General features: G+C 45.0%; 21 protein-coding genes, 3 tRNA genes and 1 rRNA gene. 1 reads left to right on the top strand and 24 read right to left on the bottom strand.

The genetic code is table 11. The features are described 5' to 3' along the window. Positions 1 to 6: 6 nt before the first annotated feature. From rplB to K0625_RS22590, 21 genes are all read right to left on the bottom strand, one after another. Entirely contained in the window at positions 7 to 834 is an 828-nt protein-coding gene (gene rplB, locus K0625_RS22690; RefSeq protein ID WP_012327257.1) for a 50S ribosomal protein L2, read from the bottom strand. 16 nt (positions 835 to 850) lie between these two features. Next, positions 851 to 1,150 (bottom strand): 50S ribosomal protein L23, encoded by a 300-nt coding sequence (gene rplW, locus K0625_RS22685; protein ID WP_012327258.1) that lies wholly within the window; start codon positions 1,148 to 1,150, stop codon positions 851 to 853. Next, positions 1,147 to 1,752, bottom strand: coding sequence for a 50S ribosomal protein L4 (gene rplD, locus K0625_RS22680; RefSeq protein ID WP_012327259.1), 606 nt, complete (start codon positions 1,750 to 1,752; stop codon positions 1,147 to 1,149). Before rplD ends, rplW begins: the two co-directional genes overlap by 4 nt. A 16-nt stretch (positions 1,753 to 1,768) precedes the next feature. Continuing rightward, positions 1,769 to 2,407, bottom strand: coding sequence for a 50S ribosomal protein L3 (gene rplC / locus K0625_RS22675; RefSeq protein WP_012327260.1), 639 nt, complete (start codon positions 2,405 to 2,407; stop codon positions 1,769 to 1,771). A 24-nt stretch (positions 2,408 to 2,431) separates the two neighbouring features. Beyond that, positions 2,432 to 2,743: a 30S ribosomal protein S10 gene (gene rpsJ, locus K0625_RS22670; RefSeq protein WP_005503530.1), complete on the bottom strand. Its 312-nt coding sequence runs from the start codon at positions 2,741 to 2,743 to the stop codon at positions 2,432 to 2,434. Between the two features lie 407 nt (positions 2,744 to 3,150). Then, a complete protein-coding gene (tuf, locus tag K0625_RS22665) occupies positions 3,151 to 4,335 on the bottom strand; it encodes an elongation factor Tu (protein ID WP_220111707.1) in 1,185 nt (394 codons plus the stop codon). Between the two features lie 84 nt (positions 4,336 to 4,419). Next, on the bottom strand, positions 4,420 to 6,516 hold the full coding sequence (gene fusA, locus K0625_RS22660) for an elongation factor G (protein WP_220111706.1): 2,097 nt from the start codon (positions 6,514 to 6,516) through the stop codon (positions 4,420 to 4,422). A 75-nt stretch (positions 6,517 to 6,591) separates the two neighbouring features. Beyond that, entirely contained in the window at positions 6,592 to 7,062 is a 471-nt protein-coding gene (gene rpsG / locus K0625_RS22655; protein WP_012327263.1) for a 30S ribosomal protein S7, read from the bottom strand. An 80-nt stretch (positions 7,063 to 7,142) separates the two neighbouring features. Then, positions 7,143 to 7,517 carry a 30S ribosomal protein S12 gene (gene rpsL, locus K0625_RS22650; RefSeq protein WP_012327264.1) on the bottom strand — a complete coding sequence of 125 codons (375 nt, stop codon included), beginning with the start codon at positions 7,515 to 7,517 and terminating at the stop codon, positions 7,143 to 7,145. 190 nt (positions 7,518 to 7,707) lie between these two features. Next, positions 7,708 to 11,925, bottom strand: a complete 4,218-nt coding sequence (gene rpoC / locus K0625_RS22645; RefSeq protein WP_220111705.1) for a DNA-directed RNA polymerase subunit beta' — start codon at positions 11,923 to 11,925, stop codon at positions 7,708 to 7,710. A gap of 81 nt (positions 11,926 to 12,006) precedes the next feature. Beyond that, positions 12,007 to 16,038, bottom strand: coding sequence for a DNA-directed RNA polymerase subunit beta (rpoB, locus tag K0625_RS22640; protein ID WP_012327266.1), 4,032 nt, complete (start codon positions 16,036 to 16,038; stop codon positions 12,007 to 12,009). A 237-nt stretch (positions 16,039 to 16,275) separates the two neighbouring features. Further along, entirely contained in the window at positions 16,276 to 16,644 is a 369-nt protein-coding gene (gene rplL / locus K0625_RS22635) for a 50S ribosomal protein L7/L12 (RefSeq protein ID WP_012327267.1), read from the bottom strand. Positions 16,645 to 16,689: 45 nt separating this feature from the next. After that, positions 16,690 to 17,190, bottom strand: a complete 501-nt coding sequence (gene rplJ / locus K0625_RS22630) for a 50S ribosomal protein L10 (RefSeq protein ID WP_012327268.1) — start codon at positions 17,188 to 17,190, stop codon at positions 16,690 to 16,692. Positions 17,191 to 17,450: 260 nt separating this feature from the next. Then, positions 17,451 to 18,152: a 50S ribosomal protein L1 gene (rplA, locus tag K0625_RS22625; protein WP_012327269.1), complete on the bottom strand. Its 702-nt coding sequence runs from the start codon at positions 18,150 to 18,152 to the stop codon at positions 17,451 to 17,453. Positions 18,153 to 18,156: 4 nt separating this feature from the next. Then, on the bottom strand, positions 18,157 to 18,585 hold the full coding sequence (rplK, locus tag K0625_RS22620) for a 50S ribosomal protein L11 (RefSeq protein ID WP_220111704.1): 429 nt from the start codon (positions 18,583 to 18,585) through the stop codon (positions 18,157 to 18,159). A gap of 124 nt (positions 18,586 to 18,709) precedes the next feature. Next, entirely contained in the window at positions 18,710 to 19,261 is a 552-nt protein-coding gene (gene nusG / locus K0625_RS22615; protein WP_220111703.1) for a transcription termination/antitermination protein NusG, read from the bottom strand. Positions 19,262 to 19,270: 9 nt separating this feature from the next. After that, positions 19,271 to 19,642, bottom strand: coding sequence for a preprotein translocase subunit SecE (gene secE, locus K0625_RS22610; protein ID WP_012327271.1), 372 nt, complete (start codon positions 19,640 to 19,642; stop codon positions 19,271 to 19,273). 260 nt (positions 19,643 to 19,902) lie between these two features. Beyond that, entirely contained in the window at positions 19,903 to 21,087 is a 1,185-nt protein-coding gene (gene tuf, locus K0625_RS22605; protein WP_220111702.1) for an elongation factor Tu, read from the bottom strand. A gap of 191 nt (positions 21,088 to 21,278) precedes the next feature. Further along, positions 21,279 to 21,352, bottom strand: a tRNA-Gly gene (locus tag K0625_RS22600). 34 nt (positions 21,353 to 21,386) lie between these two features. Then, positions 21,387 to 21,471 (bottom strand) — tRNA-Tyr (locus tag K0625_RS22595). 7 nt (positions 21,472 to 21,478) lie between these two features. After that, positions 21,479 to 21,554 (bottom strand) — tRNA-Thr (locus K0625_RS22590). A gap of 231 nt (positions 21,555 to 21,785) precedes the next feature. Here K0625_RS22590 and coaA point away from each other — a divergent pair. Further along, a complete protein-coding gene (gene coaA, locus K0625_RS22585; protein ID WP_065204683.1) occupies positions 21,786 to 22,736 on the top strand; it encodes a type I pantothenate kinase in 951 nt (316 codons plus the stop codon). 15 nt (positions 22,737 to 22,751) lie between these two features. On the opposite strand, the gene birA is transcribed toward coaA, so the two are convergent. The 3 genes from birA to rrf all read right to left on the bottom strand — a co-directional run. Beyond that, the gene (gene birA / locus K0625_RS22580) at positions 22,752 to 23,714 is read right to left on the bottom strand and encodes a bifunctional biotin--[acetyl-CoA-carboxylase] ligase/biotin operon repressor BirA (RefSeq protein ID WP_220111701.1); all 963 of its coding nucleotides are present in this window, start codon (positions 23,712 to 23,714) and stop codon (positions 22,752 to 22,754) included. Then, on the bottom strand, positions 23,707 to 24,738 hold the full coding sequence (gene murB / locus K0625_RS22575) for a UDP-N-acetylmuramate dehydrogenase (protein ID WP_220111700.1): 1,032 nt from the start codon (positions 24,736 to 24,738) through the stop codon (positions 23,707 to 23,709). The genes birA and murB overlap by 8 nt, the downstream gene beginning before the upstream one ends. A gap of 732 nt (positions 24,739 to 25,470) precedes the next feature. Continuing rightward, positions 25,471 to 25,554 (bottom strand): 5S ribosomal RNA (gene rrf, locus K0625_RS22570); the annotation flags it as partial.

The raw sequence follows: 25,554 nt of genomic DNA, 5'->3' as shown, positions 1-25,554 counted from the left end.
ATCCTCTTACTTTTTATTGCGACGACGTACGATGTACTTGTCGGTGCGTTTGTTACTACGAGTCTTATAACCCTTAGTTGGAACACCCCATGGAGAAACAGGATGACGGCCACCAGAAGTACGGCCTTCACCACCACCATGTGGATGGTCGATTGGGTTCATTGCAACACCACGAACTGTTGGGCGTACGCCTCTCCAGCGTTTAGCACCTGCTTTACCTAACTGGCGTAGCATGTGTTCGGCGTTACCAACTTCACCCATTGTCGCGCGGCAATCAACCGGTACTTTACGCATTTCGCCAGAGCGAAGACGTAGAGTAGCGTATTCGCCATCACGAGCAACAACTTGTACATAAGTACCTGCTGAACGAGCGATCTGAGCACCTTTACCAGGCTTCATTTCAACTGCGTGTACAACACTACCTACTGGGATGTTGCGTAATGGCAAAGCGTTACCCACTTTGATTTCAGCATCGATACCAGACTGGATCTTATCACCAGCTTGCATGCCTTTAGCAGCAAGGATATAACGACGCTCACCATCAGCATACAAAACAAGTGCGATGTTAGCTGTGCGGTTTGGATCATATTCCAAACGCTCAACCTTTGCAGGGATACCGTCTTTGATACGTTTAAAATCAATGATACGGTAATGCTGCTTGTGTCCACCACCTACGTGACGAACTGTGATACGGCCAGTATTATTACGGCCACCACTTTTTGACTTCTTAGCCAACAGGCCAGCAAAAGGTTTACCCTTATGCAGGTCAGTATTCACCACTTTAACTACGTGACGACGACCGGCAGAAGTTGGCTTACACTTAATAATTGCCATGATAATTCTCCTTTGCTTACTCAGCGCCGACGAAATCGATTTCAGCACCGGCAGCTAGAGTAACGTAGGCCTTTTTCCAATCTACACGACGACCCATACGGGCACCGGTACGCTTGGTCTTACCTTTGTTAACTAGAGTGCGAACTGAATCAACTTCAACTTCGAACAATTGAGCTACTGCAGCCTTAATTTCAGCTTTAGTTGCGTCGATAGCTACACGGAAAACTACCGTGTTGTCATTTTCTGCACAAACAGTACTCTTTTCAGAGATATGTGGTGCAAGAATAACTTTTAGCAAACGTTCTTGGCTTATCATCCCAGCATCTCCTCGATTTGCTTAACAGCATCGGCAGTTACTAGTACTTTATTGAACGCGATTAGACTTACTGGATCGATACCAGCTACGTCACGTACGTCAACTTTGTACAAGTTGCGAGCAGCCAAGAACAAGTTCTCGTCAATTTCTGGAGTAACAATCAACACGTCTTCCAGGTTCATTTCAGCCAGTTTAGCTTTAAGCTCTTTAGTTTTAGGAGCTTCAACACCAAACGACTCAACCACGATTAGACGGTCTTGACGTACCAACTCAGAGAAAATGCTTTTCAGCGCTCCGCGGTACATCTTCTTGTTTACTTTTTGGCTGTGATCTTGAGCTTTAGCAGCGAATGTTACGCCACCGCCACGCCAGATTGGGCCTTTAACAGTACCAGCACGTGCGCGGCCAGTACCTTTTTGGCGCCATGGCTTTTTGCCAGAACCAACAACTTCTGCGCGAGTCTTTTGAGCACGAGTGCCCTGACGCGCGTTTGCAGCGTATGCTACAACTACCTGATGAACCAGTGCTTCATTAAAGTCACGGCCGAAGGTAGTTTCGGAAACTTCAAGAGCACTTTGTGCGTCTTTCAATACCAATTCCATTACTATCTCCTCAGACCTAAGCTTTAACGGCAGGCTTGATGATCAGGTTGCCATTTGTGGCTCCCGGAACAGCACCCTTAACCAATAGCAAGTTACGCTCTGCATCTACACGAACAACGTCTAGATTTTGAGTGGTAACACGCTCTGCACCCATGTGGCCTGACATTTTCTTACCTTTAAAAACGCGACCAGGTGTTTGGTTTTGACCGATAGAACCGTTGGATCTATGTGCCAGTGAGTTACCGTGTGTCATATCTTGTGCATGGAAGTTCCAACGCTTAATACCGCCTTGGAAACCTTTACCTTTAGATTGACCTGTAACATCAACTTTCGCTACGTCAGCGAAGATATCAACATTTAGCTCAGCACCAACTTCAATGCCTTCGCCTTCATCATCTGCCAAACGAACTTCCCACAAACCACGACCGGCTTCAACGCCCGCCTTAGCAAAGTGACCAGCTTCTGGCTTAGTGATGCGATTAGCTTTTTTAGTACCAGTAGTTACTTGAAGTGCACGGTAACCGTCAGTCTCTAAGGTTCTCACCTGAGTTACGCGATTAGCTGCGATTTCAATTACTGTTACTGGGATAGAAGCACCATCTTCAGTGAAGATGCGTGTCATACCCACTTTACGACCGATAAGACCGATAGCCATCTCTCAAACCTCTTCTAAGCTCAATTAACCCAAGCTAATTTGAACGTCAACACCAGCAGCAAGATCAAGACGCATAAGTGCATCTACAGTCTTCTCAGTTGGCTCAACGATATCAACAAGACGCTTATGAGTACGAAGTTCGTACTGATCACGCGCATCTTTATTAACGTGTGGAGAAGTCAAAATGGTATAACGTTCTTTACGCGTTGGTAGTGGAATTGGACCACGAACCTGTGCGCCTGTACGCTTAGCAGTTTCAACGATTTCCGCAGTAGACTGATCGATCAAACGATGATCAAATCCTTTTAAGCGGATACGGATTCTTTGGTTCTGCATTGACCAGAGCTCCTAAAATGGACACATAAAAAATCACCCTCTAGCTTCTTCTATTTAGAAAAGCAGAGCGAGATGATTTAACCGTTCGACTCACAATCGGAGTCGCTGTATTTTTTAACGTCAAACCTTAAAGGTAGACAAAGTATTTCGCCTAATGGTTAAGGCGAGGGGCTATTATACTGATTTCTATTACCAGATCAACCCCGTTGTTTGAATTAACAACAAGTGTCATTAACTCACTATTTAGCTGGCGGCATTATACGAGTATTTACTGAATATACCAGCTTGTTTTTATTTATTTTTACGCATTAGTCTTCTCTACACATAAATAGTTCAGACATATAATTTAGGCATAAAAAAAGGAAGCCGAAGCTTCCTTTTTGGATGTTTAGTAAAGAGTATCGCGATTAAGCGATGATCTTAGCTACAACACCAGCACCAACTGTACGACCACCTTCACGGATTGCGAAGCGTAAACCTTCGTCCATCGCGATTGGGCAGATTAGCGTTACAGTCATCTGTACGTTATCACCAGGCATTACCATCTCTACGCCTTCTGGCAATTCGATAGTACCGGTTACGTCAGTTGTACGGAAGTAGAACTGTGGACGGTAGCCTTTGAAGAATGGAGTGTGACGTCCACCTTCTTCTTTAGACAGAACGTAGATTTCTGACTGGAAAGTTGTGTGTGGAGTGATTGAACCTGGCTGTGCAAGTACTTGACCACGCTCAACGTCTTCACGCTTAGTACCACGTAGAAGAACACCACAGTTCTCACCAGCACGACCTTCGTCAAGAAGCTTACGGAACATCTCAACACCAGTACAAGTAGTCTTAGTAGTATCTTTGATACCTACGATTTCTACTTCTTCACCAACTTTGATGATACCACGCTCAACACGACCAGTTACAACAGTACCACGGCCTGAGATTGAGAAAACATCTTCGATTGGAAGAATGAATGCACCATCAATTGCACGCTCTGGCTCTGGAATGTAAGTATCTAGTGCTTCTGCAAGCTCAAGAATCTTAGATTCCCACTCTGCTTCGCCTTCAAGAGCTTTAAGTGCAGAACCTTGGATAACTGGTAGGTCATCACCTGGGAATTCATACTCAGAAAGAAGTTCACGAACTTCCATCTCTACTAGCTCTAGAAGCTCTTCGTCATCAACCATGTCACACTTGTTCATGAATACGATGATGAAAGGTACACCAACCTGACGAGAAAGCAGGATGTGCTCACGAGTCTGTGGCATTGGACCATCTGTAGAAGCAACTACTAGGATCGCGCCGTCCATTTGAGCAGCACCAGTGATCATGTTTTTAACATAATCGGCGTGACCAGGACAATCTACGTGTGCGTAGTGACGTGATGGAGTGTCATATTCGATGTGAGAAGTATTAATTGTAATACCGCGCTCACGCTCTTCTGGAGCGTTATCGATCTGTGCGAAGTCACGAGCTTCACCACCGTAAGTCTTAGTCAATACAGCTGAGATAGCTGCTGTAAGAGTAGTTTTACCATGGTCAACGTGACCAATTGTGCCTACGTTTACGTGCGGTTTACTACGTTCAAATTTTTCTTTAGCCACGATATATTCCTTTCTTTTCAGAAATGCTCGGCTTATAACCGAGCAATAGCAATTAATTTATTTACAGTCATGAAGTCCGGGCTATTAGCCTCGTGCTTCCATAACCGCTTTTGCAATGTTCTGCGGTGCGTCAGAGTACTTCAAAAACTCCATTGAGTAAGAAGCACGTCCCTGAGTTGCACTGCGCAAATCAGTTGCATATCCAAACATTTCAGATAGAGGTACTGTAGCGTGAACAAGTTTGACGCCGGCAATGCCGTCATCCATACCTTCGATCAAACCACGACGACGGTTCAAGTCTCCGACCACATCACCCATATAATCTTCAGGTGTTGTGACTTCAACTTTCATGCAAGGTTCTAATAGTACAGGGTCAGCTTCTAAAGCGCCCTTCTTAAAGCCCATTGAACCTGCAACCTTGAAGGCCATCTCGTTCGAGTCCACATCATGATATGAACCATCAAACAAAGTGACTTTCACATCCAAAAGAGGGAAGCCAGCGATAACGCCACTCTTCATCTGCTCTTGAATACCTTTATCAACTGCTGGGATGTATTCTTTTGGAACAGCACCACCAACAATCTCGTTGGCAAATTCGTACCCAAAGCCCTCTTCTTGAGGCTCTAGTTTCAACCAAACATGACCGAATTGACCCCGACCACCTGATTGACGAACAAACTTACCTTCGACTTCTACACTTGAGCGAATAGTTTCACGATAAGCAACTTGTGGTTTACCTACGTTACATTCGACACTAAATTCACGACGCATACGGTCGACAATAATATCAAGGTGTAACTCACCCATGCCCGAAATCAGTGTTTGACCAGATTCTGGATCTGTTTCAACACGGAAAGAGGGATCTTCAGCTGCAAGTTTTTGCAACGCGATACCCATCTTCTGCTCATCGGCTTGAGATCTTGGTTCAACGGCTATCGTAATAACAGGCTCAGGGAAATCCATACGCTCTAAGATGACTTTACGACTCATGTCACAAAGCGTATCACCTGTAGTTACGTCCTTAAGACCAATAGCTGCCGCGATGTCACCAGCGCGAACCTCTTTAATCTCTTGGCGGTCATTAGCATGCATCTGCACCATACGACCTATGCGTTCCCGCTTTTCTTTAACTGAATTGTAAACAGCAGCACCAGTCTCCAATACACCCGAATAAACGCGCATAAAGGTTAACGTCCCGACAAATGGGTCTGTTGCAATTTTAAATGCCAACGCAGCAAAAGGAGCTTCATCGTCCGCTGGACACAAAACTTCTTCCTCTTTCTCATTGACGCCACGGATTGCGTGGACCTCAATAGGAGATGGCAAGTAATCAACAACAGCATCGAGTACCGCTTGCACACCTTTGTTCTTAAATGCAGAACCACAAGTAGCAAGGACGATCTCGTTAGCTAGAGTACGTTGACGCAATGCAAGCTTAATCTCTTCTTCTGATAGTTCACCTTCTTCAAGGTATTTATCCATCAGCTCTTCAGAGGCTTCTGCAGCTGCTTCAACGAGATATTCACGCATTTCAGCCGCTTTATCAGCAAGCTCAGCAGGAATATCTTCATAGACGAATGTCGCCCCTTGATCAGCTTCAGACCAGTTAATGGCCTTCATCTTGATAAGGTCGATAACGCCCTTGAAATTCTCTTCTGCACCAATATTCATTTGAATAGGTACACAAGTTGCTCCCAGACGGTTTCGGATCTGCGAAATCACACTGTCAAAATCAGCACCAGCACGATCCATCTTATTGACGAATACGATGCGAGGAACATGATACTTATCAGCCTGACGCCAAACAGTCTCAGATTGTGGTTCAACACCGGACGAACCACAGAAAACAACTACAGCACCATCGAGTACGCGCAGTGAACGTTCAACTTCAATCGTGAAGTCAACGTGACCTGGAGTATCAATGATGTTGATACGGTGCTCAGAATATTGAGCCTCCATACCACGCCAGAAAGTGGTTGTCGCAGCTGAGGTGATAGTAATACCACGCTCCTGCTCCTGTTCCATCCAATCCATGGTGGCAGCACCATCATGAACTTCACCGATCTTATGAGACATACCGGTATAGAACAGAACACGTTCTGTCGTTGTGGTTTTTCCTGCGTCAACATGAGCACAGATACCGATATTTCGGTAGCGCTCAATCGGAGTTGTACGAGCCACGTTTAAACCCTCTTAACTAAGGCAAATGCCTTAGAGATGTAGAATATGGAGCTAGCTATTGCTAGCTCCATCAGATTACCAGCGGTAATGAGCAAACGCTTTGTTTGCTTCTGCCATACGATGCACGTCTTCGCGCTTCTTAACAGCAGTACCTTTGTTTTCTGAAGCGTCTAGCAATTCACCGGCTAGACGTAGAGCCATAGATTTTTCACCACGCTTACGTGCAGCTTCAACCAACCAACGCATACCCAACGCGTTACGACGAACTGGGCGTACTTCACATGGTACCTGGTAAGTAGAACCACCAACACGACGAGATTTAACCTCGACTGATGGACGAACGTTTTCCAGGGCTGCTTCAAGGATCACTAGATGATCTTCGCTTTTCTTTTCAGCGACAGTATCAAGTGCCTTGTAAATAATCTTTTCTGCAGTCGACTTTTTGCCGTCCTGCATAATGACGTTGATGAACTTAGCCAACAACTCACTATTAAACTTTGGATCTGGTAGGATTTTACGTTGTCCTACAACGCGACGTCTTGGCATAACAATTTCTCCGTATGCTTCAGGGACCCCAAAACTGGAATCTCAATATTATCTAGCTTGGCCTTACTTAACGGAAAACGTTAAGACTTAGGACGCTTAGCACCGTACTTTGAACGACCTTGACGACGTTCGCTTACGCCAGCACAATCTAAAGCGCCACGTACAGTGTGGTAACGCACACCAGGTAAGTCTTTAACACGACCACCACGGATTAGGATTACACTGTGTTCCTGCAGGTTGTGGCCTTCACCGCCGATGTACGAAGTTACTTCGAAACCGTTAGTTAGACGCACACGAGCTACTTTACGTAGTGCAGAGTTAGGTTTTTTTGGTGTGGTTGTGTATACGCGAGTACAAACACCACGTTTTTGTGGACACGCATTCAACGCAGGCACATTAGTCTTGTCGACTTTTGGCGCGCGAGGCTTACGTACCAACTGGTTTACAGTTGCCATGTATAGCTCCGAATCAGTTGATAAACTCAACAGTAAGGTGTGAAAAATCTATATCCCACAGGTGTGGGACGCGAAATTTTAGAAGTGTATGGGGTTTCTGTCAAGAAATAGACAACTTTTAACCGATAATAAGTAAAAAAAAGGCGCCTGAGGCGCCTTTTTTACATTTTATTTACGTTTCAACACGAAATTAATCAGAGCTGCCTGCAAGATTCAGAAGATCTGCCAAGTTCTGCTCTGCTTCGCTCGCGCTAATAACTGGTGCAACTTCGGTATCTGTACCTGTTGCTGTTTCAGCATTACGCTTCTGGTGGTATGAGTAACCCGTACCAGCAGGGATCAAACGACCCACGCTCACGTTCTCTTTAAGACCGCGTAGCTTATCACTCTTACCGCCAACTGCCGCTTCTGTCAGTACGCGTGTGGTTTCCTGGAACGATGCTGCTGAGATAAATGACTCAGTAGCTAGAGACGCCTTGGTAATACCAAGAAGCTCACGCTCGAAGGTTGCTGGCTGCTTACCTTGTGCTTCAAGTTCGCGGTTAGCGATCTTCACACGTGATACTTCAGCTTGCTCACCTGCTAGGAACTCACTGTCACCTGCGTTGGTGATCTCACACTTACGCAGCATTTGACGAATGATAACTTCGATGTGCTTATCGTTAATCTTTACGCCCTGTAGACGGTATACGTCTTGAACTTCATTAACGATGTAGTTAGCAACTTTATGAATACCACGTAGACGTAGAATATCATGTGCAGCTTCAGCACCATCTGCAATAACCTCACCACGTTCGACTTTTTCACCTTCGAACACGTTTAGGTTACGCCACTTAGGGATCATCTCTTCATAGTGATCACCACCATCTGCGGGTGTGATAACTAGACGACGCTTACCCTTAGTCTCTTTACCGAACGAGATTGTACCTGAGTGCTCAGCAAGAATTGCAGGCTCTTTAGGCTTACGCGCTTCAAACAGGTCGGCTACGCGAGGTAGACCACCGGTAATATCACGAGTCTTAGACGATTCTTGTGGAATACGCGCTAGCGCGTCACCAACGTTAATTGGTGCGTTATCGTCTTGAGCAACAATCGCGTTACCAGGTAAGAAGTATTGCGCAGGAACTTCAGTTCCAGGGATCATCAGATCGTTGCCGTCGGCACCGATTAGACAGATCGCAGGACGCATCTCTTTACCCGCACTTGGACGTTGACCCACTTCCATTACCACGATAGAAGATAGACCAGTTAGCTCATCTGTTTGACGTGTCATAGTGACACCTTCAATCATATCAACGAACTTGATACTACCTGCTACTTCAGAAACGATTGGGTGAGTATGCGGATCCCAGTTAGCGATAATTTCGCCAGCTGCAACAGCATCGTCTTCCAACTTCTCAAGTACAGTACCGTAAGGAACCTTATAACGCTCTTTCTCACGACCAAGCTCATCGATAATCGCTAGCTCAGAAGAACGAGAAACGATAACCAACTTGCCTACGCTGTTTGTTACGTACTTAGCATTGTGCAGCTTAAGAGTACCAAGGTTCTTAACTTGAACATTGTTCTCAGCTGACGCTCGAGATGCAGCACCACCAATGTGGAAGGTACGCATCGTAAGCTGTGTTCCTGGCTCACCAATTGACTGAGCAGCAACAACACCAATCGCTTCACCTTGGTTGATGATATGGCCACGAGCCAAATCACGACCGTAACAGGCAGCACACACACCGAAGTCTGTGTCACAGCTAATTACTGAGCGAACGATCATCTCATCGATAGAGTTCTCTTCGACGATGTCACACCATGCTTCGTCAAGCAGTGTATTACGTGGTACAAGTACTTCTTCAGTACCTGGCTTGAATACATCTTGAGCAACAACACGACCCAGAACGCGCTCACGTAACGGCTCAACAACATCACCACCTTCAATAAGTGGTTTCATTGTCAGACCTTCGAACGTGCCACAATCTTCTTCGATGACAACTAGATCTTGTGCAACGTCTACTAGACGACGAGTTAGGTAACCAGAGTTAGCCGTCTTAAGTGCCGTATCCGCTAGACCCTTACGAGCACCGTGAGTAGAGATAAAGTATTGAGATACGTTTAGACCTTCACGGAAGTTAGCTGTGATCGGAGTCTCGATGATTGAGCCATCTGGCTTAGCCATCAGACCACGCATACCCGCCAACTGACGGATCTGTGCAGCACTACCACGAGCGCCCGAGTCAGCCATCATATAGATGCTGTTAAACGACTCTTGCTCTTCCTCTTCACCATCACGGTTAATCACTGTCTCTGAAGACAGGTTAGCCATCATCGCTTTAGAAACTTTCTCGTTCGCACTTGCCCAGATATCGATGACCTTGTTGTAACGCTCACCAGCAGTTACAAGACCTGACTGGAACTGCTCTTGAATTTCAAGAACTTCCGCTTCAGCGTCAGCAACTAGCGTGTACTTCTCATCTGGAATAACCATATCGTTAATACCTACAGAGGCACCCGATACAGTTGCATAGTGGAAACCGGCATACATCAATTGGTCAGCAAAGATAACCGTATCTTTAAGACCTAGTTGACGATAACAAGTGTTCAATAGCTTAGATATCTGCTTCTTACCCATGTTCTGGTTAACCAGATCATAAGATAGACCTTTCGGTAAGATGCGAGAAAGCAGTGCACGACCAACCGTAGTATCAACGATACGACGTGATTCAGTGCGCTCACCATTCTCACCAATTTGAGTCTCTGTTACACGTACTTTAATGCGAGCATGGATAGCAGCAACTTTAGTACGGTAAGCCTTTTCGACTTCGTCGATAGACTCAAACGCCATACCTTCACCTTTACCGTTTACACATTCACGGCTGGTGTAGTACAGACCCAATACAACGTCCTGTGACGGTGTGATAACCGGCTCACCGTTTGCTGGTGATAGGATGTTGTTGGTAGACATCATAAGCGAACGTGCTTCTAGCTGAGCTTCCAGCGTTAGCGGCACGTGAACAGCCATTTGGTCACCATCGAAGTCGGCGTTGTATGCCGCACAAACCAAAGGATGAAGCTGAATCGCTTTACCTTCAATCAATACTGGCTCAAAAGCCTGGATACCTAGTCTGTGCAGTGTTGGTGCACGGTTAAGCATCACAGGGTGTTCACGAATCACATCGTCTAGAACATCCCAAACTTCAGGAACTTCACGCTCTACCATCTTCTTAGCAGCTTTGATCGTAGTCGCAAGACCACGGCCTTCTAGCTTGCCATAGATGAAAGGCTTAAATAGCTCAAGTGCCATCTTCTTAGGAAGACCACACTGATGTAAGCGAAGTGTTGGACCTACGGTAATTACCGAACGACCAGAGTAATCCACACGCTTACCTAGTAGGTTCTGACGGAAACGACCTTGCTTACCTTTGATCATATCGGCCAAAGATTTAAGCGGACGCTTGTTAGAACCCGTAATAGCACGACCACGACGACCGTTATCTAGCAGGGCATCAACAGACTCTTGCAACATACGCTTTTCGTTACGTACGATGATGTCTGGAGCAGCTAGGTCTAACAGACGCTTTAGACGATTGTTACGGTTGATCACACGACGGTAAAGGTCGTTCAGATCAGAGGTAGCAAAACGTCCGCCGTCTAGTGGTACTAGAGGACGTAGATCTGGTGGCAGAACTGGTAGCACTTTAAGGATCATCCACTCAGGCTTGTTACCTGATTGGAAGAATGCCTCAATAAGCTTAAGACGCTTAGTGATCTTCTTACGACGAGTCTCAGAGTTAATTGATGGCAACTCTTCGCGCATCATATCAATCTCTTTTTCAAGATCGATAGCACGTAGCAATTCTAGAACTGCTTCTGCACCCATCTTAGCTTCGAACTCATCACCGTACTCTTCCAATGCATCCAGATAGTTTTCTTCTGTTAGCATTTGGCCACGTTCAAGACTGGTCATGCCAGGCTCGATTACAACGAAAGATTCGAAGTAAAGTACACGTTCAATATCACGAAGTGTCATGTCTAGCATCAAACCGATACGAGACGGAAGCGACTTCAAGAACCAAATGTGTGCAACTGGGCTAGCAAGATCGATGTGACCCATACGCTCACGACGTACTTTAGTCTGTGTAACTTCAACGCCACACTTTTCACAGATCACACCACGGTGCTTAAGACGTTTATACTTACCGCATAAACATTCGTAATCTTTTACTGGACCAAAAATACGCGCACAGAATAAGCCTTCACGCTCAGGCTTAAAGGTACGGTAGTTAATGGTTTCTGGCTTCTTAACTTCACCAAATGACCAAGAGCGGATTAGATCTGGCGACGCTAGTCCGATCTTGATGCCGTTAAACTCTTCGGTCTTGCTTTGCTGTTTCAGAAACTTTAATAAGTCTTTCACGTTTCTCTCCTGAAGGAGTTAAACCGGGTGCCCTGCTACTGCAAGGCACCAATTTATTGCCAAACTAGTGTGTCACTAGTTTTAGTCTTGATCCAACTCGATATTAATACCGAGTGAACGGATCTCCTTCAACAATACGTTGAAAGACTCTGGCATGCCTGGTTGCATCTGGTGGTTACCGTCGACAATATTCTTATACATATTGGTACGACCGTTAACATCATCAGACTTAACAGTTAGCATCTCTTGAAGCGTATAAGCGGCACCGTATGCTTCTAGTGCCCAAACTTCCATCTCACCGAAACGCTGACCACCAAACTGAGCTTTACCACCCAATGGCTGCTGAGTAACAAGACTGTAAGAACCCGTAGAACGAGCATGCATCTTATCATCAACCAAGTGGTTAAGTTTTAGCATATACATGTAACCAACAGTTACCTGACGCTCAAACTCATCACCGGTACGACCATCAAACAATTTGCGCTGACCAGTAGTAGGAAGACCAGCTAATGCTAGCATCTCCTTGATCTCTTTCTCTTTCGCGCCATCGAATGCTGGAGTCGCAGTCGGAATACCACCTTTAAGGTTCTTAGCAAGACGAACCACTTCATCATCGGTAAATGAATCGATATCGACGCGCTGCTGCACCTCTTCACCTAACTCATAAACTTCTTTGATGTAGCCACGAAGCTCAGCAAGTTCACGCTGCTCTTCAAGCATTGCAGCGATCTTATCACCGATACCTTTAGCTGCAGCGCCAAGATGCACCTCAAGAACCTGACCGATGTTCATACGCGATGGTACACCAAGTGGGTTCAGTACGATGTCGATTGGGTTACCATTCTCATCGTAAGGCATATCTTCAACAGGGTTAATCTTAGAGATAACACCCTTGTTACCATGACGACCCGCCATCTTATCACCAGGCTGGATAGTACGCTTAACTGCAAGGTAAACCTTAACAATCTTAAGTACGCCAGGTGCTAAGTCATCACCTTGAGTGATCTTGCGACGCTTAACTTCAAACTTCTTATCGAAGTCGGCTTTAAGCTCGTCATGCTGCTCAGCAAGCTGCTCTAGTTCAGTCTGCTTACCTTCGTCATCAATGCTTTGTGAAAGCAGTTGTGAACGTGGAATAGCATCCAATTGAGCTTCGTTGAAGCCTGCACTCAGTAGAAGGTTACGTGCACGTCCATAAACACCCTCTTCGAGGATCTGGAACTCTTCAGTCAAGTCTTTCTTAGCTTGACGAACATGCATCTCTTCAATTTCAACAGCACGCTTATCTTTCTCAACGCCGTCACGGGTAAATACCTGAACGTCGATGATAGTACCTTTAACAGAGTTAGGTACGCGTAGAGAGCTGTCTTTAACATCAGAGGCCTTCTCACCGAAGATAGCACGGAGAAGCTTCTCTTCTGGAGTCAGCTGAGTTTCACCCTTAGGTGTCACCTTACCAACCAGAATGTCGCCACCCTTAACTTCAGCACCGATATAAACGATACCTGATTCATCTAGCTTAGAAAGCGCAGACTCACCAACGTTTGGAATATCAGCTGTGATCTCTTCACTACCCAACTTAGTATCACGAGCGATACAAGACAGCTCCTGAATGTGGATAGTGGTGAAACGATCTTCTTGAGCAACACGCTCAGAGATAAGGATCGAATCCTCAAAGTTGTAACCGTTCCAAGGCATGAACGCGATACGCATGTTCTGACCAAGAGCCAAATCACCTAAATCGGTAGATGGACCATCAGCAAGAACGTCACCAGTCACAACTGGATCACCCATCGCACAACAAGGACGTTGGTTAATACAAGTGTTCTGGTTAGAACGCGTGTACTTAGTCAAGTTGTAGATATCGATACCAGCTTCGCCTGGACGTAGCTCAGACTCATTAACCTTAACAACGATACGGCTTGCATCAACATAGTCGATGTAACCGCCACGCTTAGCAACGACAACAACACCAGAGTCAACAGCAAGAGTACGCTCAATACCTGTACCTACTAGTGGCTTGTCAGCCTTTAGTGTTGGTACGGCTTGACGTTGCATGTTCGCACCCATCAATGCACGGTTAGCATCATCGTGTTCTAGGAACGGAATAAGTGACGCTGCAACTGAAATGATCTGCTGTGGCGATACATCCATATATTGGATATCTGCAGCACCCATAAATGTTGAATCACCTTTATGACGACAAGCGATAAGCTCATCCATCATGCGGCCATTCTCGTCTAAGTCGACGATAGCCTGTGCAATAACGTAACGGCCCTCTTCGATTGCTGATAGGTAATCGACCTGATCAGTAACCACACCATCAATAACCTTACGGTAAGGTGTTTCAAGGAAACCATAAGAGTTAGTACGCGCAAAACTTGCTAACGAGTTAATTAGACCAATGTTTGGACCTTCAGGGGTCTCAATTGGACATAAACGACCGTAGTGAGTTGGGTGTACATCTCGAACTTCAAAACCTGCACGTTCACGGGTCAAACCACCTGGACCAAGAGCCGAAATACGGCGCTTATGTGTCACTTCTGAAAGTGGGTTGTTCTGATCCATAAACTGAGACAGCTGAGAAGAACCGAAGAACTCTTTAACTGCTGCAGAGATTGGCTTAGCGTTGATAAGATCTTGTGGCATTAGCTCATTAAGATCACCAAGGCTTAAACGCTCACGTACGGCACGTTCTACACGAACTAGACCGACACGGAACTGGTTTTCAGCCATTTCGCCAACACTACGGATACGACGGTTACCCAAGTGATCGATATCATCAACTTCATCATTACCATTACGGATAGTGATGATGTTCTTCATTACAGCAACGATATCTTCTTTAGATAGAATGCCTGTACCTTCGTCATCATCGATACCGAGACGACGGTTGAACTTCATACGACCTACTTTAGATAGATCATAACGCTCTTCACTGAAGAACAAGTTCTGGAATAACGCTTCTGCTGCATCTTTGGTTGGTGGCTCGCCAGGACGCATCATACGGTAGATCTCTACAAGCGCTTCAAGGCGGTTAGTTGTAGAATCAATACGCAGTGTATCTGACATATAAGCACCATTATCAAGCTCGTTGATATACAGTGTGCTTATCTCTTTGATACCAGCCAAAGAAAGCTTAGCAAGATCTTCAAGTGTCATCTCTGCGTTAGCAGAAACCAATACTTCGCCAGTATCAGGATCAATATAGTCTTGACCTGAAATCTTACCAACGATGTAATCTACTGGCACTTCAAGCTCAGTGGTATTGCTCTTCTCAAGTTGACGAATATGACGTGCAGTAATACGACGTCCTTTCTCAACGATGATAGTACCTTCAACATCTTTAATGTCGTAGCTTGCAGTTTCACCACGTAGGCGCTCTGCAACAAGGTCCATCACTAATGAATCTTTCTTGATCTTAAAGTTAACGCGATCGAAGAATAGATCCAAAATATCCTGAGTAGAGTAGTCTAGTGCACGTAGAATGATAGAAGCCGCAAGTTTACGACGACGGTCAATACGTACAAATAGTGCATCTTTAGGATCGAATTCGAAATCTAACCAAGAACCACGGTAAGGAATAATACGTGCGTTATAAAGCACCTTACCTGAAGAGTGGGTCTTGCCGCGGTCATGATCAAAGAATACACCTGGTGAACGGTGTAGCTGAGAAACAATAACACGCTCAGTACCATTGATAACAAAGGTACCGTTTTCAGTCATTAATGGGATATCACCCATGTAGACTTCTTGCTCTTTAATGTCTTTGACTGTGCCAGGTGCTGCTTCACGGTCATACAGAACCATACGCAATTTAACGCGTAGTGGTGCAGAGTAAGTTACGCCGCGGATTTGACACTCTTTCACATCAAAAACAGGTTCGCCTAGCTTATAGCTAACGTACTGTAATTCTGAGTTACCAGAAAAACTTTTGATGGGAAAAACGCTACGGAAAGCGGCTTCAAAACCACGCTCACCTGTAGGATCTTGATCGGTGAACTTTTTAAATGAGTCCAACTGTATAGACAAAAGATAAGGAATATCCAAAACCTGTGGACGTTTACCAAAATCTTTGCGAATACGCTTCTTTTCAGAATAGGAGTAAACCATGGGTTTCCTCTGATTGCGAGATGTGACCAAGACTGAACCAACCTAAATGTTGAGACAGCACGTTTGCCCATCACCGTTGATGGCAAGAACCTAACCAGTAATCTCTGCTAGGAACTGCAAAATCTGGCGATAAACGGTGAATAAAAAATCGCCTGCGCATACAGCGCAAAAAAGGCCGACGGTTAAAAAACCGCCAGCCCTCGCCTGATTGCTCAGGCTAGTAAGTTAAAATTTAACTTACTTGATTTCTACTTCAGCACCAGCTGCTTCTAGCTCAGCTTTAAGAGCTTCAGCTTCAGCTTTCTCTAGGCCTTCTTTAACTGCTACTGGAGCAGATTCAGCCATAGCTTTAGCTTCTTTCAGGCCAAGACCTGTAGCGCCACGAAGTGCTTTAATTACTGCAACTTTGTTTGCACCAAATGAAGTCATCATAACGTCAAATTCAGTTTGCTCAGCAGCAGCAGCACCGCCTTCAGCACCGCCAGCAACAACAGCAGCTGCAGCAGATACGCCGAACTTCTCTTCCATTGCTTCGATTAGTTCAACAACTTCCATTACAGACATTTCTGCAAAGGCTTCTAAGATTTGGTCTTTAGTGATAGACATAACAAAAAATTCCTAATGTTCTGAATTTAGGCAGCAAGTTTAAACTTAAGCTGCTTCTTCTTTTTGATCGCGAAGTGCGGCCAGTAGACGTACAAATTTGCCAGCAGATGCTTCTTTCATAGTCATCATCAACTGAGCTAATGCTTCGTCGTACGTTGGCAATTTCGCTAAACGATCAATATCGGCTGCAGGGATTACTTCCCCTTCAAAGGCTGCTGCTTTAATTTCAAACTTCTCTTGTGCAGTTGCGAAATCTTTAAGAAGACGCGCTGCAGCACCTGGGTGCTCATTAGAGAATGCAATTAAAGTAGGACCAGTAAACGTATCGCTTAAGCACTCAAAATCAGTACCAGCTACAGCGCGTTTAACTAGAGTGTTACGAACAACTTTAACGTAAACTCCGGCTTCACGAGCTGCTCTACGCAGTCCGGTCATTTCACCTACAGTTACACCGCGTGAATCGGCTACAACTGCAGATAAAGCACCTTTGGCAGCTTCGTTGACTTCAGCAACAATCGCTTTTTTGTCTTCGAGTCCTAATGCCATTGGCTTTACTCCTGGATTCTATCTAGGGAATTCCCTAGCAATTACCATGCTAAACACCTAAATGTTTAGCGACTTACGGTGCTTATCCAGTAGAAAAAAATCTTTCTGGGGTCCGACACCGTCTACGTAGGAGATTAAGTTAACCTTTAGGCTAACACCTACGGTCTTGGACGGAAGCCTACTTTCATCACTCAATGACGAAATAGGCCCCAACCCACAAAGTGCGCGCATTATAATTTAATACGCCCGCTTTGTAAAATTTATAGCGCTTTAGCCAGAGTAGCCTGGTCAACCGCAACACCTGCACCCATAGTGGTAGAGATGCTTACTTTCTTAAGGAAAACACCTTTAGCTGAAGCTGGCTTAGCCTTCACAAGAGCACCGATTAGGGCTTCTAGGTTTTCTTTAAGTTGAACAGTTTCAAAATCCACTTTACCGATAGTAGTGTGGATAATACCGTTCTTGTCTGTACGGTAACGAACCTGACCAGCTTTAGCGTTCTTAACAGCTTCAGCAACGTTAGGTGTTACAGTGCCAGTCTTAGGGTTAGGCATTAGACCACGTGGGCCTAAGATCTGACCAAGTTGACCAACAACGCGCATTGCATCTGGAGATGCGATAACTACGTCGAAGTTCATCTCACCAGCTTTAACTTGTGCAGCAAGCTCGTCCATACCAACTAGCTCAGCGCCAGCAGCAGTTGCCGCTTCAGCGTTAGCACCTTGGGTGAATACAGCAACACGAACTTCACGACCAGTACCGTGTGGTAGTACAGTAGCACCACGAACGTTTTGGTCAGATTTACGTGGGTCAACACCAAGATTAACAGCAACGTCAACACTTTCTACGAACTTAGCAGTAGCTAGTTCTTTTAGAAGTGCAACAGCTTCATTGATATCGTAGTTTTTAGTTACTTCTACTTTTTCGCGGATCAAACGAGCGCGTTTAGTTAGCTTTGCCATTATATTAGTCCTCTACTACCAAACCCATTGAGCGCGCAGTACCTTCAATTGAGCGAGTCATCGCTTCAATATCAGCACCAGTCATATCAGCCGCTTTAGTTTCAGCAATTTCCTGAACAGCGCTACGCTTGATAGTTCCCACTTTCTCAGTGTTAGGACGGCCAGAACCAGACTTCAGACCAGCTGCCTTAAGCAGTAGGAAAGATGCAGGTGGCGTCTTAGTTTCGAAAGTGAAAGAGCGATCACTATATACAGTGATAACTACTGGAATCGGCATACCTTTGTCGAACTTTTCAGTACGAGCGTTGAATGCTTTACAGAATTCCATGATGTTAACACCCTTCTGACCCAATGCAGGGCCGACTGGTGGCGACGGGTTTGCAGCACCGGCTGCTACTTGTAGCTTGATGTAACCATCAACTTTCTTAGCCATGAGTATTTCCTCAGTATGGGTACAAACGCTATTGACGAAATGTCAGTTAGCTCCCCGAAAATAATGGGTGCAGATTCTATAACAAATCTGCACCCAGTCCAAATGTTTTTTGTACTTAATTTAATCAGCTTTTTTCGATCTGACCGAAGTCTAGTTCAACCGGAGTAGAACGACCGAAGATCATGACAGAAACCTTGACGCGGTTCTTCTCATAATCAACCTCTTCAACGGTACCGTTGAAGTCAGCAAAAGGACCATCAGTAACGCGTACGACTTCGCCTGGCTCAAAGATAACGCGATGCGTTGGAGTCTCAGTAGTCTCTTGTAGGCGTTGAAGAATAGCGTTTGCTTCTCTATCAGAGATAGGTGCAGGACGATCTGATGTGCCACCGATGAAGCCCATTACACGTGGAATGCTCTTCACTAAATGCCAGCTTTCATCATTCATTTCCATCTGTACTAATACATAACCTGGAAAGAATTTACGTTCACTTTTACGTCGCTGACCGGCACGCATCTCTACAACTTCTTCTGTAGGGACGAGTATTTCGCCGAAATACTGCTCCATGCTGTGCATCTGAATATATTCATGCAGAGTCTTAGTTACACGGCCCTCATAACCAGAAAATGCCTGGACTACGTACCATCTTTTTTTAGCTTCAGTTGCTTCAGTCATTCGAAATGCCTATACGCCTGTAATAAAATTAACAATTCTCAGTAATACTGCGTCCATTCCCCAAAGGATTAACGCTAGTACACCGGTCGCTGCTAATACAATAAATGTTGTATTTAGCGCTTCTTGACGCGTAGGCCAAACAACCTTACGTACTTCTATTTGTGCTTCACGAGCAAAAGTTAGCGCCTGCTTGCCCTTTTCAGTTTGTAATGCAATGAATCCAGCAATAACAAAAGCTACCACCACACTGATTGCACGAACCAAAACACTGGCTTCGCTATACATCTGGTTGCCCACAATAGCAGCAGCCAATAAAATAACGACTAGGGCCCACTTTACGATATCCAGAGAGTTACCCTGGCTTTCAGTATTTGTTGTCATCGATTAGTTCCGTTACTCACTACGACCTGAGCTTGCGTTTAGCTGATGGTTATAAGGAAACTCATCAAGCCACTATAATTCCGAGCCTACACTCTCAATTGCTAAATGTAAGCTCAGAGGGTCAAAAATCGGCCATAGATTGTATTCTTATTCTAGCTACGAAGCAAGAATACAAGCGTTGTCTTGGTCAGAATATCCGTAAAAAAACAAAAAAGGAAGCCGAAGCTTCCTTTTTGGATGTTTACTAAAGAGTATCGCGATTAAGCGATGATCTTAGCTACAACACCAGCACCAACTGTACGACCACCTTCACGGATTGCGAAGCGTAAACCTTCGTCCATCGCGATTGGGCAGATTAGCGTTACAGTCATCTGTACGTTATCACCAGGCATTACCATCTCTACGCCTTCTGGCAATTCGATAGTACCGGTTACGTCAGTTGTACGGAAGTAGAACTGTGGACGGTAGCCTTTGAAGAATGGAGTGTGACGTCCACCTTCTTCTTTAGACAGAACGTAGATTTCTGACTGGAAAGTTGTGTGTGGAGTGATTGAACCTGGCTGTGCAAGTACTTGACCACGTTCAACGTCTTCACGCTTAGTACCACGTAGAAGAACACCACAGTTCTCACCAGCACGACCTTCGTCAAGCAGCTTACGGAACATCTCAACACCAGTACAAGTAGTCTTAGTAGTATCTTTGATACCAACGATTTCTACTTCTTCACCAACTTTGATGATACCGCGCTCTACACGACCAGTTACAACTGTACCACGGCCTGAGATTGAGAAAACATCTTCTATTGGAAGAATGAATGCACCATCAATAGCACGCTCTGGCTCTGGAATGTAAGTATCTAGTGCTTCTGCAAGCTCAATGATCTTAGCTTCCCACTCTGGCTCGCCTTCAAGAGCTTTAAGTGCTGAACCTTGGATAACTGGTAGGTCATCACCTGGGAACTCATACTCAGAAAGAAGTTCACGAACTTCCATCTCTACTAGCTCTAAAAGCTCTTCATCATCAACCATGTCACACTTGTTCATGAATACGATGATGAAAGGTACACCAACCTGACGAGAAAGCAGGATGTGCTCACGAGTCTGTGGCATTGGACCATCTGTAGAAGCAACTACTAGGATAGCGCCGTCCATTTGAGCAGCACCAGTGATCATGTTTTTAACATAATCGGCGTGACCAGGACAATCTACGTGTGCGTAGTGGCGAGTAGGAGTGTCATATTCGATGTGAGAGGTATTAATTGTAATACCGCGCTCACGCTCTTCTGGAGCGTTATCGATCTGTGCGAAGTCACGAGCTTCACCACCGTAAGTCTTAGTCAATACAGCTGAGATAGCTGCTGTAAGCGTAGTTTTACCATGGTCAACGTGACCGATAGTACCAACGTTTACATGTGGTTTATTACGTTCAAATTTTTCTTTAGCCATGGTATTGCCCCAATCAGAGATCTTGGTGATTAAACCGCGTACAACAAAAAATCCGATGCATTTAAAGGCATCGAATCGATTAATTTTTTTGCGTAACTAGGAATTTTAACAGGTTGGCGCTGAAAGGGTAGTTTTTAATAACCTAACCCCTTTTCAGGGGGCACCCTTTATTGAGTGCATTCAGCGAATATTGGAGCGGATGGCGGGAATCGAACCCGCGTTATCAGCTTGGAAGGCTGGAGTAATACCATTATACGACATCCGCGCAACCTACTAAGGTTACCTAACTACTTAGAATATGGTGGAGGGAGAAGGATTCGAACCTTCGAAGGCTGAGCCGTCAGATTTACAGTCTGATCCCTTTGGCCACTCGGGAACCCCTCCAGAGAAATGGTGCCGGCACCAAGAGTCGAACTCGGGACCTACTGATTACAAGTCAGTTGCTCTACCAACTGAGCTATGCCGGCGTGTCATTTCGGTAGCGGATATTATGGAAATGTCGGCATAAGTGCAATAGCTAAATTGAAAAAAAATGAAAATAATCGTTTTTTAATGTTTTTTCGGTTACAAAATCAGCTTTGCGTTTATTATTCCACCACGAAAACGTCAGCAGCAGAAACATCGAGTTCAAACTCGTGTTTATTATTGTTCATGATTATCCGTTAGTGTACTGTGCCTCCTCACAGGAGAGAAAACTAATGAAATCCGAAAATCAAATTCACACTGCACTCTATCTTGCGTTTCAACGATCGCAGTGGGCCGAATTAAGAGAATCGGTACCTCTTACATTAAATGAGCCTGAGCTTGCTAATCTTAGAGGTATAAACGAAAAACTATCGCTTACTGAAGTCACCGATATCTACCTTCCTCTTAGCCGTTTGCTTAATCTTATTGTCGGTGCTAAACAAAAACGTGGTCTCGTACTTAATGAGTTTCTAGGAAGAAAGCCTCCTAAGCGCCCCTATATCATCAGCATTGCTGGTAGTGTTGCTGTAGGTAAAAGTACCACCGCACGTATTCTACAAGCTTTATTGAGTCAATGGCCTGAACACCCTAGAGTTGATCTTGTGACAACTGATGGTTTTTTATACCCATTGGCCGAACTCAAACGTCGGGGGTTACTACAACGTAAAGGCTTTCCTGAAAGCTATGATATGAAGCTATTAGTAGAATTCATCTCCAACATAAAAGCTGGAGCGCCTTATGTTGAAGCACCTCTCTACTCTCATGTTAGCTATGACAGAATCACAGATGATCATCAGGCAATTGAAAGCCCGGATATTTTGATCATTGAAGGATTAAACGTTCTCCAAACAAGCCAAGATGCAGCAGTGGGGACACAGCAACCTTTCGTGTCTGATTTCGTCGACTTTTCGATCTATGTTGATGCCCAGGAGCAACTGCTGAAGAAGTGGTATATAGATAGGTTTTTACAGTTCCGCGGTGGTGCGTTTAGTGATGAAAACTCCTACTTCCACCACTACTCTAAGCTAAATGATAACGAAGCCAAAATCACTGCAGCAAATATTTGGGATAGCATCAACGGCCCCAACTTAAAGCTCAATATTGAGCCCACTCGAGACCGTGCTCACTTGATCTTGCAAAAAGGCGATGACCACTTGATGAGTCAGGTGCTACTTCGTAAATAAGGTTAACAGAAGTGCCTATTGGGCACTTCTTAAGCTTATCTCTCCACCAACAAAAGACTCTACTCCCTTATCTGTTTTCAATAAAATGGACCCTGTTTTGTCGATACCTTGGCAAACTCCATCAATACGTTGCTCACCCATTAAGAGTTTTACATGCTTACCATCGAAGATATCAGCCTCTTTCCAGCGAGTTAAAAATGCCGATAACCCCTCTTTTTCAAATAAAGTAAGATCTTCATGGAGCTGGCGCTGCAATGAGATTGTTAACTCGGTTTTACTCGGCACGACTCTACTTTGAGAAAGATCGCTCCATGGTTGATCAATCTTATCTCCTTGGGCACGAGACATAGACATATTAATCCCGATCCCAATAACCAGATGACACTCTGTATCTGCCTGACCATTCATCTCAACTAACACACCGGCTAATTTTTTATTATCAAGATAGATATCATTCGGCCACTTTACACCTAAACCATCGATCCCGAAATTATTGAGCACTTTAACCAAAGAACAGGCAACCACTAGACTTAATCCTGTAGCTTGAGCCATCCCTTGAGACAAATTCCAGTACATAGAACAATATAGATGGCATCCGTAGGGAGAGATCCAAGTTCTTCCACGCCGACCTCGTCCAGCCGATTGATACTCAGCAACGCAGATATCACCGGAAGATAGCTCCTCACAATGCTTAAGCAAAAAAGCATTCGTGCTGGGGATCTCATCGTAATAAAAACAACGTTGTGTAACGGTCTCCTTTAATAGAGCTTCATCTATCAAAGAGAGTGAATTAGCTAATTTATATCCCTTTCCTTTGACGCTAAACACCTCGACGCCATACTCTTCTAACGCACTAATGTGGTTAGCGATGGCAGTTCGAGACACTCCCAGCTTAGCGGCTAAAGCTTCACCTGAAACAAACTGCTCAGAATCGAGTACAGATAAAATCTCACGCTTACGCTGCCATTGATCAATCATTAGTTAACTCCCTCTCACCTTGTGCGCCAATTACTCTGGGTTCAGCTTCTAGAATGACAGAAAAGAGGGTATAAATCTTCTCAATAATGTACCTTGCCAAACACATAACATCATCACCTGTTGCCCCGCCCTTATTAACTAAAACAAGAGCTTGCTGTTCATGTACCGAAGCTTTACCGATAGCAAAACCTTTTAGGCCTGCGTTATCGATCAACCAACCCGCCGCTAATTTTGTGCCACCATCGACAGGATAGCCAACAATAGTCGGATATTGCCTTTGCAGTGTTAAATACTGTTCAGTGCTAACGATGGGATTTTTAAAAAAGCTTCCCGCGTTTCCCAACATCTTTGGATCAGGAAGCTTTGACATGCGAGTTTCACAGATACAGTTATATACCTGCAATGGTGTAACACTTTCAATATCAAACCGAGCTAAAGGACCATAGTCTAATCTAGGCTGCCAACGCTTACTCAGCTTAAAGCCCACGGAGGTAATAACAGCTAAGCCCTTTAACTCTCTCTTGAAGATAGAGTCTCGATAACCAAAATCACACTCTGCTGCGTTAAATCGTTTCAACTTCCCATCGGTAAGGTCAAGATATTCAACCCAGTCACAAACATCGACAAACTCAACGCCATAGGCGCCTATGTTTTGTATAGGTGCAGCGCCTACAGTCCCAGGGATCAAAGCCAGATTTTCTAAGCCAGAAATACCGAGCTTAAGGCAATACTCAACCAACTCATGCCAATTTTCACCAGCCTCGACAGTGAGAAGGTAACAATCGCTATCCTCACTAACCTCAACACCTCTCGTTAAAATACGTACAACCGTACCGAGATAATCTTCGATTAATAAAATGTTACTCCCACCACCAAGCACAAAAAATGGCTTACCAGCCTGATGAAGTCCAAGGCAAGTTTCAACCAAGCTCTCTTTGGAATCAGCATTAATAATTGAGACGCAAGCATGCTCAATAGCAAAGGTATTGTAAGCCTTCAAAGAGTGGAGTTGTTCAGCAGACATAGAGAGATAGCTTCAGATCTAAAAATGCTATTGTAACGTATTTCGCTAACAGAGAATATCAGTAGGACAGTTCATGCTCTCAACAAAAGCCTTTCCAACCTCCAGAGACTCATCACGAGTGAAGAACATAAACCTATAGACACCGATCGCCAAAGATGATGGAAGTGTTGATTTGGCAAGAGCATCATATCAACCTGCATGCGAGGTAGGCGTTGCAAGTACGTGCTTGAGTGGGTATGCCAATAAAAAGTGATTTCTTACCCATACCAAAGGCGCCTTCCAATGGCCCAGCTGCGAGCCAGCTCTCCGCGTTCAATAGGCACGAAGCTGCGCTTCGCCAACAACGCCTATTTCACCCTACTCCACATGGAAATGTGGCATGCTTCGCATGCGCTATCTATTTCCCCATGTTCGAGTGGTCACTCTTTCGTTATTAGGCGCCTGGCAATGGCCTACTCTCGGAGTTCGCGCAGCGAACACATGGGGGCGGAGAAGTAGTGCTTTGAATGCGTAGCATTAAGCTACTTTGTAGCGAGAAGCGATGTAATCGTTGAACTGTAGGCCCCGCTCAGCGGCGGGTCGACGTCGAGAGTAGGCATTGCACGTACGTGCTTAAGTGGAAAAGCCACCTGCCTACATTGAAATTGACTATGGAAAGCAACGTTGAAAACTTATAAAACCCCAAACGCAAAAAAGCCACCTTAATAAGGTGGCTTCTTCACTTAAATAGGCGCCTGGAAATGACCTACTCTCACATGGGGAGACCCCACACTACCATCGGCGCGATTGCGTTTCACTTCTGAGTTCGAGATGGGA

The organism is Shewanella nanhaiensis, from assembly GCF_019457885.1.
GTDB lineage: Bacteria > Pseudomonadota > Gammaproteobacteria > Enterobacterales > Shewanellaceae > Shewanella > Shewanella nanhaiensis.
Note: the sequence above shows the minus strand (reverse complement) of the source record. Positions and strands in the feature narration are given on the sequence as shown.